The following is a 14982-nucleotide window of genomic DNA, read 5'->3' as shown; positions in this document are numbered from 1 at the left end:
GAGGCTCGAGATTACTCCTTGCGCCTCACGCCTCACTGGGGTTGCATCATGATTCATATGATTGATCGGCGTTTAAATGGTAAAAATAAGTCGGCGATAAATCGGGAGCGGTTTCTTCGTCGTTTTAAGGGGCAAATTAAAGAAGCGGTAACGCGTGCCGTTAATGGCAGATCGATTACCGATATCGAGCGTGGCGAGAAAGTATCCATTCCTGTTAAAGACATTAATGAACCTGGCTTTGCCCATGCACAAGGTGGGATTTGGGAACGGGTTTTTCCTGGGAATGATCGTTATAGCCGGGGCGATGAAATTGACCGCCCAGCAGGCGAAGAGGGTGCAGGAGGGAATGGCGGTGCGGGCAATGGCGGAGATGGTGAAGATGATTTTGTTTTTGAATTAAGCAAAGAAGAATTTCTTGAGTTTTTCTTTGATGATCTGGAATTGCCCAATTTAGTTAAAACACAATTAAAACAAAGCATGGTGATGAAGCCGGTAAGGGCTGGCTTTACTTCCGATGGCACGCCGACCAATATCCATGTGCTACGCAGTCTGCGTGCAGCATTGGGGCGGCGCATTGCTCTATCTGCAGGGCCATTAGAAGAATTAAATACCCTACAAGAGCAATTAGATGAACTGCTTGAAACTCAAGGAGAAAGATCGCAGGAAGTTCAAACCTTGCAGGCGATTATTCGTGAATTAAAAGCAAAGTTGGTTTGTATTCCTTATATTGATCCCTTTGATCTGAAATACACCAATCGTATTCGCGTACCTAAGCCCACTACGCAGGCGGTGATGTTTTGCGTGATGGATGTATCCGGCTCAATGGATGAAGCCAAAAAAGACATTGCTAAGCGTTTCTTTATTTTGCTTTATTTGTTTTTGGTGCGTGCCTACGAAAAAATAGAGGTGGTATTTATTCGTCACCATACCCAGGCTACTGAGGTGAATGAACATGATTTTTTTCATGCAAGAGACACGGGCGGTACGGTGGTTTCTTCAGCATTAAAACTCACCAAAAAAATCATTGATGAGCGTTATCCTGATGCAGATTGGAATATCTACGTGGCCCAAGCCAGCGATGGGGATAATTGGGATTCGGATTCACCACAATGCCGGCAATTATTAAGCGCTGAAATTATGCCGCTTTTGCAGTACTACGCTTATGTGGAAATCACAGAAGGAGAGCCGCAGAATCTTTGGTTTGAATACGAAAAAGTGGCCGAGCAACACGCACATTTCACCATGCGGCGTATTCGTAATCCCGCAGAGATTTGGCCTATTTTTAAAGAGTTATTTAAGAAAGTCAGCGCAAGGGGGGGGGCATGAGTACCAATACACGCCAAAAAAAAACGCGCGCAAAAAAATTATTATCAACCGGCTCGGAATGGTCTTTCGATTTAATTGATGATTACTATCGGGAAATCGCGCGTGTGGCCAAGCAATTTGGCCTAGATACCTATCCTAATCAATTGGAGGTGATTTCTGCGGAGCAAATGATGGATGCCTATGCCTCAGTAGGCATGCCGGTGATGTATAACCACTGGAGTTACGGCAAGCATTTTTTATCCACGCAAAAATCGTATCAGCGCGGCGCAATGGGCTTGGCTTATGAAATTGTGATTAATTCCAGCCCTTGTATTGCTTATTTAATGGAAGAAAACACCATGACGATGCAGGCGCTGGTGATTGCGCATGCTGCTTTTGGTCATAATTCTTTTTTTAAAGGTAATTATTTATTCAGGAGCTGGACGGATGCAACAGCCATTATTGATTATCTGGTCTTTGCAAAAAACTATATTGCCCAGTGTGAGCAAAGATATGGCGAAGATAAGGTGGAGGAATTGCTCGATTCTTGTCATGCGCTGATGAATTATGGTGTTGATCGCTATAAACGGCCGCAAAAATTATCACTTTCATTGGAATTAGCAAAGCAATCGGAGCGGGAAAACTATCAGCAATCACAGATTAATGAGCTGTGGCGCACTATTCCTAAGCGTAACGAAGAAGAAAAAACGCATGAGGAAAGCCGTTTCCCTTCTGAGCCACAAGAAAATCTGCTGTATTTTATTGAGAAATATGCACCTTTATTAGCGCCGTGGCAAAGAGAGATTGTGCGGATTATTCGCAAAATTGCACAGTATTTTTATCCGCAGCGGCAAACGCAGGTCATGAATGAGGGCTGGGCCACTTTCTGGCATTACACCTTGCTGAATCAACTGTACGATGAGAGTTTGGTGGACGATGCATTTATGCTGGAGTTTTTGCATAGTCATACCAATGTGGTGTTTCAGCAGCCCGTTACGAGTAAGTGGTTTAATGGGATTAACCCATATGCGCTTGGCTTTGCGATGTTTCGTGATTTGCGGCGTATTTGTGAAGAGCCTACCGAGGAGGATAAACTTTGGTTTCCGGATTTAGCCAATACGGATTGGAAAAAAACGCTTGATTTTGCAATGCGTAATTTTAAGGATGAGAGTTTTATTTTGCAGTATCTTTCGCCTAAATTAATGCGTGAGTTTCGCTTGTTTGCCATTCTGGATGATGATTATTTGCCTAAATTAAAGGTGGCGGCGATTCATGATGAGGCGGGCTATCTGGATATCAGGCAAAAGCTGGCAGATCAATATAATCTGGCCGGTAGGGAGCCAAACATTCAGGTGTATGAAGCCAATACACAGGGGGATAGGTCTTTAACACTGCGGCATTATCAATACCAGCGCAGGCCATTAGGTAATAGTGTGCATGAGGTGCTTAGGCATATTTCACGGCTGTGGGGGTTTTCGGTCAAACTGGAAAGTGTGGATGAGAAAAACCGGGTATTGCTAAGCTATGAATGTAAACTGGAAAAAAGAGGGGGGTAGTTTGAGGTTGCTAGCGGGCAGTAAAAAACGGCAATCCGAGGATTGCCGTTTTTGTATGTGAAGCTATTAATTAATCGTAATGATTAGTTAATACCAACAACAGTCACTTTTACTGCCGCTACGATTTCGTGGTGCAGAGCAAGTTCAACATCGTATTCGCCGATTTGCTTGAAAGGACCTTCAGGCAGACGAACTTCAGATTTAGCAACAACAAAGCCAGCAGCAACGAATGCTTCAGCGATGTCTTGTGTGCTAACTGAACCAAACAGACGGCCATCAACACCGGCTTTTTGTTCGATAGAAACAGAAGTGCCTTCCAGCTTCGCCGCGCGATCAGTTGCCGAAGCAATGATCTCAATTTGACGAGCTTCAAGCTCAACGCGACGCGCTTCAAATTCAGCTAAGTTAGCTGTCGTTGCACGTTTTGCTTTGCCTTGTGGTACCAAGAAGTTACGTGCGTAACCGTCTTTTACTGTAACCACATCACCAAGACCACCTAAGTTTGCTACTTTTTCGAGCAGAATGATTTGCATTTTTATTCCTCTCGCTTAGTGTTGGTCGGTGTATGGCAGAAGCGCAAGCAGACGAGCTACTTTGATGGCTTCAGACAGTTGGCGTTGGAACTTAGCTTTAGTACCAGTGATACGAGCTGGAATGATCTTACCGTTTTCAGAGATAAAGTCTTTTAACAGAGCAATATCTTTGTAATCCACGTGGGCAATGCCTTCGGCGGTAAAGCGGCAGAATTTTTTCCGCTTGAACAGATGACGCGACATGATAAACCTCAATTCAACAATTCAAATTCTTCGAGATGCAACACAAGCTCATTGCGATAACGATTACTTTTTGCGGCGATAAAACCTTTGCTGGCGAGTCGTTGCCCAATTTGAATAGAGGCAAGTCGTGCTGCAATATCGCCGAGTGCCATCATGGCCACTTCACACTCCACCTTACGGTGTTTACCTGCCTCAACCTGTTCAGAGAGGTGAGTAATCACCATTTCTAAAACAGGTGTTCCGGCAGGGGTGTAACGTAAATCGCTTCGTTTGATAACGGTACCGTCAATGAGTACTCGGTTACGTTTGTCCAATTTAGTAGTCCATAGTAAGCAATGCGAAAATTTCGCAGTGCTTACTTATTACCTTAGGCAGCAGGAACGCCTTCGGCGGCTGGAGTCAGGGACTTGGACTTCTCTTCCTTCATCATTGGGGAAGCTTCAACAACAGCAGTTTCTGTGCGCAGAGTGATGTGGCGCAGAACGGCGTCATTGAATTTGAAGGCGTGTTCGAGTTCGTCCAAAATCAATTGGCTGATTTCGACGTTCATCATGACGTAGTGAGCTTTGTGGATCTTTTGGATCGGGTAAGCTAACTGACGACGGCCCCAGTCTTCAAGGCGGTGAATAGCACCACCACCGTTGGTGATCAGGGTCTTGTAGCGATCAATCATCGCTGGAACCTGTTCGCTTTGATCCGGATGCACGATAAATACGATTTCGTAATGTCGCATGACATCTCCTTATGGATGTTAAGCCTGCCGCGTGCGACTACGGTCAGGCAAGGGTTGTTAAGAGGGGCGGATCATACCGGATAATACGCCGCGACTCAAGCGCTATCCGATATGAATGCTTAGCGCTCGATGTGCCCGATCTTGCCGCTAACTGTCGACCATGTTTCATGATCGGGAAGCGGGTCCTTTTTCTCTACAATGGCGTGCCAGATTTTAGACATTTCGGCGTTGAGCTCAATATAGTCTTGCATATCAGCAGGGACATCGTCTTCTGCATAAATGGCTTCAACTGGGCATTCAGCAACGCAGAGTGTGCAGTCGATGCATTCATCAGGATCAATCACTAAAAAATTCGGGCCTTCACGAAAGCAGTCTACTGGGCATACATCGACGCAATCAGTGTACTTACACTTTACACAGGCGTCGGTCACTACGTACGTCATGATTGAATCCTTTTATATATATGAGGCACTTCTTAAGCACTTAAGCCGTTTGCTATGTTGGCATAACAGCCCGATTTTAGCAGAGCGCCACTGATTAGAAGTGATAACGTGGTTATTTGTAAAGAATCAGCGGCGATAACTCGGCAAAAAAGAGGGGTGGCAAATCTTAATTGCTCTTACCGAGGCTTGCTCAAGTGCACATGTAAAAGGGGGTGGGATATGTTGCGGTGTGAGGCCTGATTTGCTTGCTATTGATGGATAGATAACATTGCGTTTAAATAAAGTTATGCTATAGCATTTCAGATTTGGATTGATCAGGTATTTAATAAGCAGAATGATTGAGTTGCTTTTTTTGCTGATATTTGTATTGGCTCAGTATTGTGTGAAGCTATACTAAGATGTACTGGTATGAACGTATTTTATATTTCAACCTTGTAGCTTACTATTCTAAGCCGCTGATCGATTGGATTCGCTTTGTTTTCCATGGTATTTTTTGTGTTTTTTAATGGGTATTTTTAGCAAAAAAAATGTGGCATTTAAGTTGGATTTTTGATTTGTGTAGATATAGATTGGAATAGTGCTATATATTTGCTATATGATTTGAGAGTCTTTTTTATAAAAAATTGATGTGATGTTTGCTTTGTCGTTCGATTTTGTTGTGGCGCATGTCGTAAAAGAAATTTGTGAAGTGCTTCAAAAAAACAGGCTTGACCAAGTAAACTGTATGCAAATTATGTGGGTGACTTGCGCCAAACTTGGCGCAAATGTTATGTTCATCAGGCTGTAAGCGCCGGTATTATTAGAATACTTGGTTAAAAACAAAGTGAAGTGCTGGGGGAATTGTGGCAATTAAACCGAAACTCAAGGCGTGTGTCCTTGCTCTTATGTTGGCCTTGCCATTATCTGCTGGAGCCGTCGGGCTGGGAAGGCTGAATGTGCTTTCCGGGCTGGGTCAGCCATTTCGAGCTGAAATTGATTTGGTTTCCGTGCCGGCAGGTGAGTCAGAAGGACTGCTTGCGCGGCTGGCTTCGCCAGAGGCATTTGCTCAGGCTCAAGTCGCTTATCCTCCGGCATCGCTGGGTTTGCGTTTTGTGGTGAATAAGCGGGCAAACGGACAACACGTCGTATTGATCTCGTCTTCGCAATCGATTTCTGAGCCATTTTTGGACTTGCTGGTTGATTTGAGCTGGTCTGGCGGCAGGATTCAGCGTGATTACACGGCGCTGATTGATCCTCCAGGCTATGCATCCTCTGCGGCTGCCGCAAATAACGCGGCAAAGCAAGGTGAGTCATTTGCACCTGCGGTATTGCCAGGTACGCGCCGTAAAGGAGCAGTACTCAACTCAAAGAAGGTCGATGAAGCAAGTGCGGCAAGTAGCGCACAGGCGGAAAAAAAAGCAGACAGTAATCAATACAAAGTAAAAGCGGGCGACACCTTGTCGTCGGTCGCACGTCAGTCTGATGCAGAAGGCGTGACGCTTGAGCAAATGCTGGTTGGGCTTTACCGACAAAATCCGGATGCATTCGATGGCAATATGAATCGTTTGCGCCGCGGCAAAATTTTGAACATCCCAAGTAAAAATGATTTGCAGTCGCTGCCAGCAAGAGAAGCGGGCGCGGAAGTGCGCTTGCAAGCAAAAGATTGGCAGGCGTATCGCAGCAAAGTAGCGGAAGCCGTACAAAAGCAGCCTGCTGTGGCGGGCAATGAGCCAGCCAATGCGGGTCGTATTACCCCAAAAGTAGAAGAGAAAGTAAAGCCGGGCAATGCAAATCAGGATGTGCTCAAACTATCTAAAGGTGAGGCGCCAGGCAAAGCTAAGCCGGGGCAGCAGGGTGAGCAAGCGCGTATCCGCGCTTTAGAAGAAGAAGTTGCAGCAAGACAAAAAGGATTGGATGAGTCCAATCAGCGGGTTGCTGCTTTGCAGAAAAATCTGCATGACATGGAAAAATTGCTGGCGCTAAAGAGCCGTGTCGGTGCAGAGATGCAAAAAGCCAGCAAGCCCGGTGAAGCGCCTGTGCCAACAGCAGTCGCAACTCCTGTACCTGCAGATGTCCCTGCTCCGGCAGAGTTACCCGTTGCCTCTGCTGTGGTCGATACCCCGATTGCTAGTGCAGCAATAGGGGAGGTTGATGCAAGTGCCGTGGTTGCTGAAACACCGAAAGTACGTCGCCGTATTGCAATACCTGCACCCGTGCCTGAGCCAGAATCCGATGTGATGGATGTCGTGTTTGATAACGCGCTGCCTATCGGTGGCGGCTTGGCCGCACTCTTGCTGGGAGGCGTTGGTTTGTGGTGGGCGCGTCGTCGTAAGAATGGAAATACCTTTGCAGACAGCATCTTAACGGGAGGAGATTTAAAATCTAATACTTTGCTGGGCAATACGGGTGGCGCGGTGATTAGCACTCAGCCTACTGAAAACTCCTTCTTAACTGATTTTAGCCGCCAAGGCCTTGGAACAATCGACACTGATGAAGTGGATCCGATTGCTGAGGCTGAAGTTTATATGGCTTACGATCGCAATGAGCAGGCAGAAGAGATTTTACGTGATGCCCTGCTAAAAGATCCTGCGCGCCATGAAATTCGCATGAAGCTGCTGGAAATATTTGCTGCGAAGAAAGACCCAACGTCATACGAAGAAATTGCCGCTGATCTCTACACGATGACGTCCGGTAAAGGCGCACAGTGGGAGCAGGCTGCCTATCAAGGTAATGTGCTCGACCCGGATAATCCTCTTTACAAGCGGGTAGAGCCTGTTGCCGTTGCGGGAGCTGCGAGTGCAGTGGCTGTAGCCGCGGTTGCTGCCACATCAATGAATCTGGCTAAGGGGGCCGATAAGCCTCTGGATGATTTCGATTTGCCGCTTGATGAGTTGCCTGTCGTGGCCGCTGGTAAAGTGAGCGATTTCGATTCGCTGATGAGTGAAAATATTGCAGAGGTACCCAGCCAGCAAGATAGCCTAACAGATCTTGATTTATCGCTTGATTTTGATATGGGCAATACGGTGGCGATGACGCCCGCTGACGAGCCGATGCTGGATATCGATCCTACTGCGGCTGATCTGGATGATTTGTTGCCAGAAGTTCCTGCTGAAAGCCTGCCTGCGACAGAAAGTTTTGATATGGGGATTGATTTTGGCCTGGATGACTTCTTGGTGCCTGAAGACGCCAAAAAGCCAGAAGCCGCCCTTGATTTATCTCAGGACGATGGTGAAACCATGCTGGCTCTGGATATGCCGGTTGATTTCTCTGCCAGTAATGTATCTAAAGCTGAAGCGCCCAAAGATCCGTTTGATCTGGATTTCGATGGCTTAGAAGGCTTGGATACTCTGCCTGTTGTCGAGCCGCTTCCCAAGCTTTCGCCTGTTTTGCCTGATCTGGATTTGGGTGAGTTACCTGCAATCAACGATGTGATCGAAGCGCCAGCAGCGCTGGATGATATTTTTGATGCACCCGCTTTGGGGGCAGAAGAGGTGTTGGAGGCAAGCAGTGCTGATGATGGCTTGGGTCTAGATTTTGATTTCTCATTGGATACCCCATTGGAAATCACTGCACCTAACGTGCTTGTAGAAGAATCGATTGATTTAGCAGAAATGAATCTAGATTTTGCTGCAGATGCGGGCACGTCAGCCGATCCAACTTTAAACTTCTCGGGCGATGATCCGGTGCAAACCAAAATTGACTTGGCGAAGGCTTATGTTGATATGGGTGACACGGAAGGTGCCAGAGAAATCTTGCAAGAGGCGATGGGTGAAGGTAATCCAGAGCAGCAGAAACAGGCGCAAGCTTTGTTAGGTAATCTTTGATTAGATTTCATTCTGCAAATCAAATCGCAGCATGGCTTTGGGTGGCGTGTATCTTGCAAGTTTTGCAAGATACGCCACTCATTGTTTTTTCTGCTTTATGCATTCTGGCCGCACTCTGCTTCTGCCCGGATCGTTGCTGGCGCACTTTAAAGCGCACCCGTTTTTTACTACTAGCTATTGCCCTTGTGTATGGCTGGGCAACGCCCGGACAGTATCTGTGGGCCAGCCCCTGGTCGCCAACAGAAGAGGGCGTACTATGGGGGCTGCTACAGGTAGTGCGCTTACTGGGCGTACTGGCCGCTTTGCAGCTCTTGCTATGGCGCTTAAATGCGGCACAAGTGTTTTCCGGGCTCTATGCCCTGCTTACCCCCTTGTCTTGGCTGGGGCTTAATCGGCAGCGCTGGGCCTTGCGTTTAAGCTTAACCATGTCTTTCTCTGCCGAGTTATTACTTCAGCAAAATACCTTGTCCCGGAATGATTTTTTGCAGCGATTGGCTGAGGCAGAACAGCCCGGTGAGTTGCAGGAAGTCTCGATTCTGGTAGAGTCGCTGTCTTTTTTTGATTTGCTGCTGCTGTTTGCCTTATTGGGCGCAGTGTTGGCCACTTTATTGATGATGGTGTAATGAAATACGCGCTCGCAGTGGAATATGATGGTCGTGCTTTTTACGGCTGGCAAGTTCAAAAAGACTTAACTACCGTGCAGGCCGTGCTAGAGCTTGCGCTCAGCCGGATGGCGGGTGAGCCTATTCGCGTGCATGCCGCTGGCCGTACCGATGCTGGCGTGCATGGTGCAAGACAGATTGTGCACTTTGAAACAACCGTTAATCGTCCTTTAGCAGCATGGGTGAGGGGTGTGAATAGCTTTCTGCCTGATACGGTGGCTGTGCTATGGGCAAAGCCCGTATCTGATGCGTTTCACGCACGATTTTCTGCATTTGCCCGTCATTATCGCTATCTATTGCTAAGCCATCCGGTGCGGCCCGCTTTGTGGTCAGGTCGTATGGGCTGGACGTTTTATGACCTAGATTTTGAAGCAATGCAGGCGGCGATGACCCATCTATTGGGGCAGCATGATTTTAGTAGCTTTAGGGCGGCAGAATGCCAGGCTAAATCGCCGATTAAAACCATGACCCGTGCTCATATTCAAAAAGAAGGTCATCTCTTAATTTGCGATTTCTCCGCGGATGCTTTTTTGCATCATATGGTGCGCAATATTGTTGGGGCCTTGCTGCATATTGGCAAAGGCCATGAATCTCCCGAGTGGATGGCTGATTTGATTCTTGCGAAAGACAGAACCAGCGCTCCTCCTACCTTTATGCCAGACGGATTATACCTTGCTGGTGTAAGCTACCCGCCTGAGTTTGGCTTGGCTAGCGAGCCAGAGTTGCGTCATGGTCTGATTTAAGGGGATGTTAATGAAGACACGTATCAAAATTTGCGGTTTGCGTGATCCAGAGATGGCAAAGCTAACGGCGAAAGCCGGTGCGGATGCAATTGGTTTGGTGTTTTACCCACCCAGCCCACGCCATGTTGAGATTGCAATGGCTGAGCAAATTGTTGCAGCTTTGCCTGCTTTTGTAAGTAGTGTGGGTTTATTTGTAAACGCTGATGCGGCTTTTGTTCGCAGCGTGCTGGCTAAAGTACCTTTGGATTTATTGCAATTTCATGGCGATGAAACGCCTGAGTATTGCCGTCAGTTTGGGCGCCCCTATTTAAAAGCACTTAGGGTAAGACCTGATCTAAATTTGGTAGAATATGCACAGCGCTTTGTGGATGCGCTTTGCAAAGGGATCTTAGTCGATGCTTTTGTAGAAGGGGTGCCCGGTGGGACGGGTGAAGCCTTTGATTGGGATCTTCTCCCTAAAGACTTGCCTTTACCACTGGTTTTGTCGGGTGGATTACACTCGGATAATGTATATGAAGCGATTTGTAAGGTTAGGCCTTGGGCCGTTGATGTATCAAGCGGCGTAGAAAGTAGCAAGGGAATCAAAGATGTAGCAAAAATTGCTACCTTTATTAATCAAGCAGAAAGAGAAGCGCATGACTGAGACAACACACGAGCAGCAGCCCTATCAGCAACCTGATTCCCTAGGCCATTTCGGCCAATTCGGTGGCATCTTTGTGGCTGAAACCTTGATCCCCGCACTGGATGAGTTACGTATCGAGTACGAAAAAGCCTTGCAAGACCCCGATTTTATTGCTGAATACCACAGCGAGCTAAAGCATTATGTTGGCCGCCCTAGCCCGATTTACCATGCAAAACGCTGGTCCGAAGTATTAGGTGGCGCACAGATTTATTTAAAACGCGAAGATTTAAACCACACTGGCGCGCATAAAGTAAACAACACCATCGGCCAGGCACTGCTTGCCCGCCGCATGGGTAAAAAACGCGTGATTGCAGAAACCGGTGCAGGCCAGCACGGTGTCGCCTCCGCCACTGTTGCAGCGCGTTATGGTTTGGAATGTATTGTGTATATGGGCGCTGAAGACGTTAAACGCCAGGCGCCCAATGTTTACCGTATGAAGCTGCTTGGTGCAAAAGTAGTGGCTGTTGAATCGGGCACCAAAACCCTCAAAGACGCGATGAATGAAGCGATGCGCGATTGGGTGACCAATGTTGATTCAACCTATTACATTATTGGCACATGTGCCGGCCCGCACCCTTATCCGCAGCTGGTGCGTGATTTTCAGCGCGTGATCGGTGATGAGTGCAAAGTACAAATGCCAGAAATGATTGGTCGCCAGCCTGATGCCGTTGTGGCTTGTGTGGGCGGCGGCTCGAATGCAATTGGTATTTTTTATCCTTATGTCGATGATCTAGGCGTGCGTTTGATTGGTGTAGAGGCGGGTGGAGATGGTGTAGAAACCGGCCGTCATGCTGCGCCGCTTACCTCAAATGCTAAAGTGGGCGTCTTACACGGCAATCGCACTTTCCTGATGCAAGATGAAAATGGTCAGATTGCGGACACGCATTCGATTTCTGCGGGCTTGGATTATCCGGGCGTTGGCCCAGAGCATAGCTACCTGAAAGACATCGGCCGTGCCGAGTATGTGGCGATTAATGATGATGAAGCGATCGCAGCTTTTCACGATCTTTGCCATTTTGAGGGTATCATTCCGGCCCTTGAGTCGAGTCATGCGCTGGCCCATGCGGCAAAGATGGCCAAAACAATGTCTAAAGATCAGGTGATTCTGGTTAATTTATCGGGTCGTGGTGATAAAGATATCCCAACTTTAGCTCGCCTCTCCGGCATCGAACTTGGAAACTAATGCTATGTCCAGAATTCAACAGACATTTACACGTTTGCAAAGTCAGAACCGCCAAGCGCTAATTCCTTTTATTACGGCAGGCGATCCGCATCCTCGTGTTACGGTAGAAGTCATGCACGCACTGGTTGCGGGCGGCGCTGATATCTTAGAGCTGGGTGTGCCGTTCTCTGACCCGATGGCAGATGGCCCGGTGATTCAGCGTGCTTCAGAGCGTGCGCTTTTGCATGGTGTTTCTTTGCGCCATGTGCTGGGTATGGTGGCTGAATTTCGCCAGCAAAACACAGAAACCCCCGTGGTACTGATGGGCTATGCTAACCCGATGGAAGCGATGGGTTACGAGGTGTTTTCTAAGGCGGCGGTACTGGCTGGGGTAGATGGCGTGCTGACGGTTGATTTGCCGCCTGAAGAAGCAAAAGAGCGTGTGGCCATTTTAAAAGCGCACGGGATAGATCCTATCTTTTTGCTAGCCCCAACTACGCATATATCGCGAATTAAAGCAGTTGCTGAGATGGCTGCAGGCTATGTGTACTATGTTTCGCTGAAAGGGGTCACCGGCTCGGCGAATCTGGATATTAGCGATGTGACTGAAAAGTTGAGTGTAATCAAAGAATATCTCACCATCCCGGTTGGTGTTGGTTTTGGGATTAGTGATGCAGCCACAGCGAAAGCCGTGGCTGCTGTGGCCGATGCAGTGGTGATTGGTTCACGTTTGGTAAAAGAAGCCGAGGCCGGAGAAGAAGGCCTGGCTGATCGATTAACTGATTTTCTTACCGGCATTCGTGCCGCGATGGACACCGCCCGCGCTTAACAGATTGTTGCAATGTTCATCAACACGGTAGCCTGAGTGGCATTGCCACTCAGTCTTACTTTGGTTTTGAGTAAAGGCCGCTTTAAAGTGGCCTCCTGTAATGGTTTTGTTAGGGCTGTACTGATAGAGGAATAACAATGAGCTGGCTGCAAAAACTGCTTCCGCCGAAGATTAAGATCCGTACCACGGTAACCAAATCCGGTGTACCGGAAGGCCTTTGGCATAAGTGCCCGGCCTGCAGCGCGGTTTTATACCGCACTGATCTGGAAAACAATTTAGAAGTTTGCCCAAAATGTGATTATCACAATGCGGTCTATGCTCGTCGCCGTCTTGATATCTTGCTTGATCAGGAAGGGCGCTTTGAGATTGGTGCGGAAGTTAAACCGCTGGACGTACTCAAATTTAAAGACAGTAAAAAATACATTGATCGTATTAACGCGGCCCAAGCGGATACAGGCGAAGACGATGCAATGGTGGTGATGCAAGGTGCGATTTTAACTGTACCCGTAGTCATAGCCGCTTTTGAGTTTAAGTTTATTGGTGGATCGATGGGCTCGGTCGTGGGTGAGCGCTTTGTACGGGGTGTGCGTACTGCCATCGAAAACAATGTGCCGTTTATTTGTGTATCAGCCTCGGGTGGTGCACGGATGCAGGAAGGCTTGAATTCATTGATGCAAATGGCTAAAACCAGCGCCATTCTGACTAAACTTGCGGATAAAAAGCTCCCTTTTATTTCTATTTTGACCGATCCGACCATGGGCGGCGTATCTGCTTCTTTTGCCTTTTTGGGCGATGTGGTGATGGCCGAGCCAGGTGCGTTGATTGGCTTTGCTGGCCCGCGTGTGATCGAGCAAACGGTGCGCGAAACACTGCCAGAAGGCTTTCAGCGTTCTGAATTTCTACTGCAAAAAGGCGCGATTGATATGATTGTTGATCGCCGTGAAATGCGCCAGAAATTAGCGCAATTAATGACCCTTCTTTCTAAACAGCCAGCCCTCAACTGATGCCTATTCCGTTTGATTCCCTCTCCCTTGATGCGTGGCTTTCCCATTTAGAACAACTTCACCCCAGCGCCATTGATATGGGGCTGGAGCGGGTTGCTCGTGTGCGTGATGCTTTGGGTTTAAAGCCCGATTTTCCTGTATTACTGGTGGGAGGGACAAACGGCAAGGGTTCGGTATGCACCATGCTGTCCAGCATCTTGTGCGCTGCGGGTTATAAGGTAGGTACTTATACCTCGCCCCATTTATTGCACTATCAGGAACGGGTAGCCATTAACCTTGTGCCTGCTGCTGATGCTGCAATTGTGGCTAGCTTTCAGGCCATTGAGGTCGCGCGTGCAGATGTCTCGCTCACTTACTTTGAATTTGGCACTTTAGCCGCCATGCAGCAGTTTATGGTGGCAGGCGTTGATGTGGCCGTGCTTGAAGTAGGCTTGGGCGGGCGTTTAGATGCGGTTAATGTTTTTGAGCCGTTTGCTTCTGCGGTGGTGAATGTTGGTTTGGATCACCAAGCGTACTTGGGTGACACGCGCGAAGCGATTGGCCATGAAAAAGCGGGAATTTACCGCCCGAACAAGATTGCAATTTGTGCAGACCCTGAGCCGCCCCAGACCTTGATCGCAGAAGCGCAGCGTATTGGCGCAAATCTGCAATTGATCGGTCAGGATTTTGGTTTTGAAAAACAAGCTGAAGGCCAGCAGTGGACATGGTGGAATAAGGCGGGTGTTCGCCGCCACGCTCTGCCGTTCCCTGCGTTACGTGGCCAATATCAATTAGGTAATGCTGCGGTTGTGCTGGCGCTGCTTGATGCGGTAAAAGAAGTGCTGCCGGTTGCAATTGGTGACATCAAGCGTGGTTTGCTGGAAGTGGAGTTAGCAGCGCGTTTTCAGGTTTTACCAGGTCGACCGGCGGTGGTACTGGATGTGGGGCATAATCCGCATGCCGCGAAAGTCTTACGCGCCAATTTAGATAGTATGGGTTTTTACCCGGTCACCCATGCGGTGATGGGGATGATGGCAGATAAAGATATTGCGGGTGTGGTGGAATTACTGGCAGATCGTATTGATGTTTGGCATTTAGCCGCACCACAACTGCCACGCGCAGCCGCTCCAGAGCAACTTGCGAAGCTTGTCGGCAAGCTTGCACCGCTTGCTAAAATAAATATTTATGAGAATGTGCCTCTTGCTTTTGCTGCGGCCTGTAAGCTAGCCGAGGAAAGTGATAGAATTCTCGCCTTTGGATCCTTTTACACAGTTGCTGAAGTGATGGCGACGCGTGAGCGCTGAA

At 48.1% G+C, this 14982-nt stretch carries 15 protein-coding genes; 10 read left to right on the top strand and 5 right to left on the bottom strand.

Annotation, left to right across the window (positions count from 1 at the left end; translation table 11 throughout):
- Positions 1 to 48: 48 nt before the first annotated feature.
- Positions 49 to 1326, top strand: coding sequence for a YeaH/YhbH family protein (locus ACFQNF_RS18375; RefSeq protein ID WP_380189436.1), 1278 nt, complete (start codon positions 49 to 51; stop codon positions 1324 to 1326).
- Entirely contained in the window at positions 1323 to 2861 is a 1539-nt protein-coding gene (locus ACFQNF_RS18370) for a SpoVR family protein (protein WP_380189434.1), read from the top strand. Before ACFQNF_RS18375 ends, ACFQNF_RS18370 begins: the two co-directional genes overlap by 4 nt.
- 83 nt (positions 2862 to 2944) lie before the next feature.
- Here the strand turns inward: ACFQNF_RS18370 and rplI are convergent, their stop codons facing one another.
- From rplI to fdxA, 5 genes are all read right to left on the bottom strand, one after another.
- The gene (gene rplI / locus ACFQNF_RS18365) at positions 2945 to 3394 is read right to left on the bottom strand and encodes a 50S ribosomal protein L9 (protein ID WP_380189432.1); all 450 of its coding nucleotides are present in this window, start codon (positions 3392 to 3394) and stop codon (positions 2945 to 2947) included.
- Positions 3395 to 3409: 15 nt separating this feature from the next.
- Positions 3410 to 3637 (bottom strand): 30S ribosomal protein S18, encoded by a 228-nt coding sequence (rpsR, locus tag ACFQNF_RS18360; protein WP_046351876.1) that lies wholly within the window; start codon positions 3635 to 3637, stop codon positions 3410 to 3412.
- A gap of 8 nt (positions 3638 to 3645) precedes the next feature.
- Positions 3646 to 3951, bottom strand: coding sequence for a primosomal replication protein N (gene priB, locus ACFQNF_RS18355; protein WP_380189430.1), 306 nt, complete (start codon positions 3949 to 3951; stop codon positions 3646 to 3648).
- Positions 3952 to 4004: 53 nt separating this feature from the next.
- The gene (gene rpsF, locus ACFQNF_RS18350; protein ID WP_380189428.1) at positions 4005 to 4370 is read right to left on the bottom strand and encodes a 30S ribosomal protein S6; all 366 of its coding nucleotides are present in this window, start codon (positions 4368 to 4370) and stop codon (positions 4005 to 4007) included.
- A gap of 119 nt (positions 4371 to 4489) precedes the next feature.
- Positions 4490 to 4813: a ferredoxin FdxA gene (gene fdxA, locus ACFQNF_RS18345; protein WP_046351879.1), complete on the bottom strand. Its 324-nt coding sequence runs from the start codon at positions 4811 to 4813 to the stop codon at positions 4490 to 4492.
- An 842-nt stretch (positions 4814 to 5655) separates the two neighbouring features.
- On the opposite strand from fdxA, the gene ACFQNF_RS18340 reads away from it, so the two are divergent.
- The 8 genes from ACFQNF_RS18340 to folC all read left to right on the top strand — a co-directional run bounded on the left by ACFQNF_RS18340 (position 5656) and on the right by folC (position 14981).
- Complete coding sequence (locus tag ACFQNF_RS18340) at positions 5656 to 8616, top strand: motility hub landmark protein FimV (protein ID WP_380189425.1); 2961 nt, start codon at positions 5656 to 5658, stop codon at positions 8614 to 8616.
- A complete protein-coding gene (locus ACFQNF_RS18335) occupies positions 8613 to 9239 on the top strand; it encodes an energy-coupling factor transporter transmembrane component T family protein (RefSeq protein WP_380189423.1) in 627 nt (208 codons plus the stop codon). The genes ACFQNF_RS18340 and ACFQNF_RS18335 overlap by 4 nt, the downstream gene beginning before the upstream one ends.
- Positions 9239 to 10021: a tRNA pseudouridine(38-40) synthase TruA gene (gene truA / locus ACFQNF_RS18330; protein ID WP_380189421.1), complete on the top strand. Its 783-nt coding sequence runs from the start codon at positions 9239 to 9241 to the stop codon at positions 10019 to 10021. Before ACFQNF_RS18335 ends, truA begins: the two co-directional genes overlap by 1 nt.
- Positions 10022 to 10031: 10 nt before the next feature.
- A complete protein-coding gene (locus ACFQNF_RS18325) occupies positions 10032 to 10664 on the top strand; it encodes a phosphoribosylanthranilate isomerase (protein WP_380189419.1) in 633 nt (210 codons plus the stop codon).
- Positions 10657 to 11886, top strand: a complete 1230-nt coding sequence (gene trpB, locus ACFQNF_RS18320) for a tryptophan synthase subunit beta (RefSeq protein ID WP_046351882.1) — start codon at positions 10657 to 10659, stop codon at positions 11884 to 11886. The genes ACFQNF_RS18325 and trpB overlap by 8 nt, the downstream gene beginning before the upstream one ends.
- A gap of 4 nt (positions 11887 to 11890) precedes the next feature.
- Complete coding sequence (trpA, locus tag ACFQNF_RS18315; protein WP_380189417.1) at positions 11891 to 12694, top strand: tryptophan synthase subunit alpha; 804 nt, start codon at positions 11891 to 11893, stop codon at positions 12692 to 12694.
- Positions 12695 to 12831: 137 nt separating this feature from the next.
- Entirely contained in the window at positions 12832 to 13698 is an 867-nt protein-coding gene (gene accD / locus ACFQNF_RS18310) for an acetyl-CoA carboxylase, carboxyltransferase subunit beta (RefSeq protein WP_380189415.1), read from the top strand.
- Positions 13698 to 14981, top strand: coding sequence for a bifunctional tetrahydrofolate synthase/dihydrofolate synthase (gene folC, locus ACFQNF_RS18305; protein WP_380189414.1), 1284 nt, complete (start codon positions 13698 to 13700; stop codon positions 14979 to 14981). The genes accD and folC overlap by 1 nt, the downstream gene beginning before the upstream one ends.
- Position 14982: the final 1 nt, after the last annotated feature.

Origin of the sequence: Iodobacter arcticus, from assembly GCF_042664895.1 — a bacterium.
GTDB classification, from domain to species: Bacteria; Pseudomonadota; Gammaproteobacteria; order Burkholderiales; family Chitinibacteraceae; genus Iodobacter; species Iodobacter arcticus.
Note: the sequence above shows the minus strand (reverse complement) of the source record. Positions and strands in the feature narration are given on the sequence as shown.

Excerpts from the sequence above, each read along its gene's own strand:
- ACFQNF_RS18375 (WP_380189436.1), top strand. The coding sequence starts at position 49 with ATGATTCATATGATTGATCGGCGTTTAAATGGTAAAAATAAGTCGGCG.
- ACFQNF_RS18370 (WP_380189434.1), top strand. The coding sequence starts at position 1,323 with ATGAGTACCAATACACGCCAAAAAAAAACGCGCGCAAAAAAATTATTA.
- rplI (WP_380189432.1), bottom strand. The coding sequence starts at position 3,394 with ATGCAAATCATTCTGCTCGAAAAAGTAGCAAACTTAGGTGGTCTTGGT.
- rpsR (WP_046351876.1), bottom strand. The coding sequence starts at position 3,637 with ATGTCGCGTCATCTGTTCAAGCGGAAAAAATTCTGCCGCTTTACCGCC.
- rpsF (WP_380189428.1), bottom strand. The coding sequence starts at position 4,370 with ATGCGACATTACGAAATCGTATTTATCGTGCATCCGGATCAAAGCGAA.
- fdxA (WP_046351879.1), bottom strand. The coding sequence starts at position 4,813 with ATGACGTACGTAGTGACCGACGCCTGTGTAAAGTGTAAGTACACTGAT.
- truA (WP_380189421.1), top strand. The coding sequence starts at position 9,239 with ATGAAATACGCGCTCGCAGTGGAATATGATGGTCGTGCTTTTTACGGC.
- ACFQNF_RS18325 (WP_380189419.1), top strand. The coding sequence starts at position 10,032 with ATGAAGACACGTATCAAAATTTGCGGTTTGCGTGATCCAGAGATGGCA.
- trpB (WP_046351882.1), top strand. The coding sequence starts at position 10,657 with ATGACTGAGACAACACACGAGCAGCAGCCCTATCAGCAACCTGATTCC.
- trpA (WP_380189417.1), top strand. The coding sequence starts at position 11,891 with ATGTCCAGAATTCAACAGACATTTACACGTTTGCAAAGTCAGAACCGC.
- accD (WP_380189415.1), top strand. The coding sequence starts at position 12,832 with ATGAGCTGGCTGCAAAAACTGCTTCCGCCGAAGATTAAGATCCGTACC.
- folC (WP_380189414.1), top strand. The coding sequence starts at position 13,698 with ATGCCTATTCCGTTTGATTCCCTCTCCCTTGATGCGTGGCTTTCCCAT.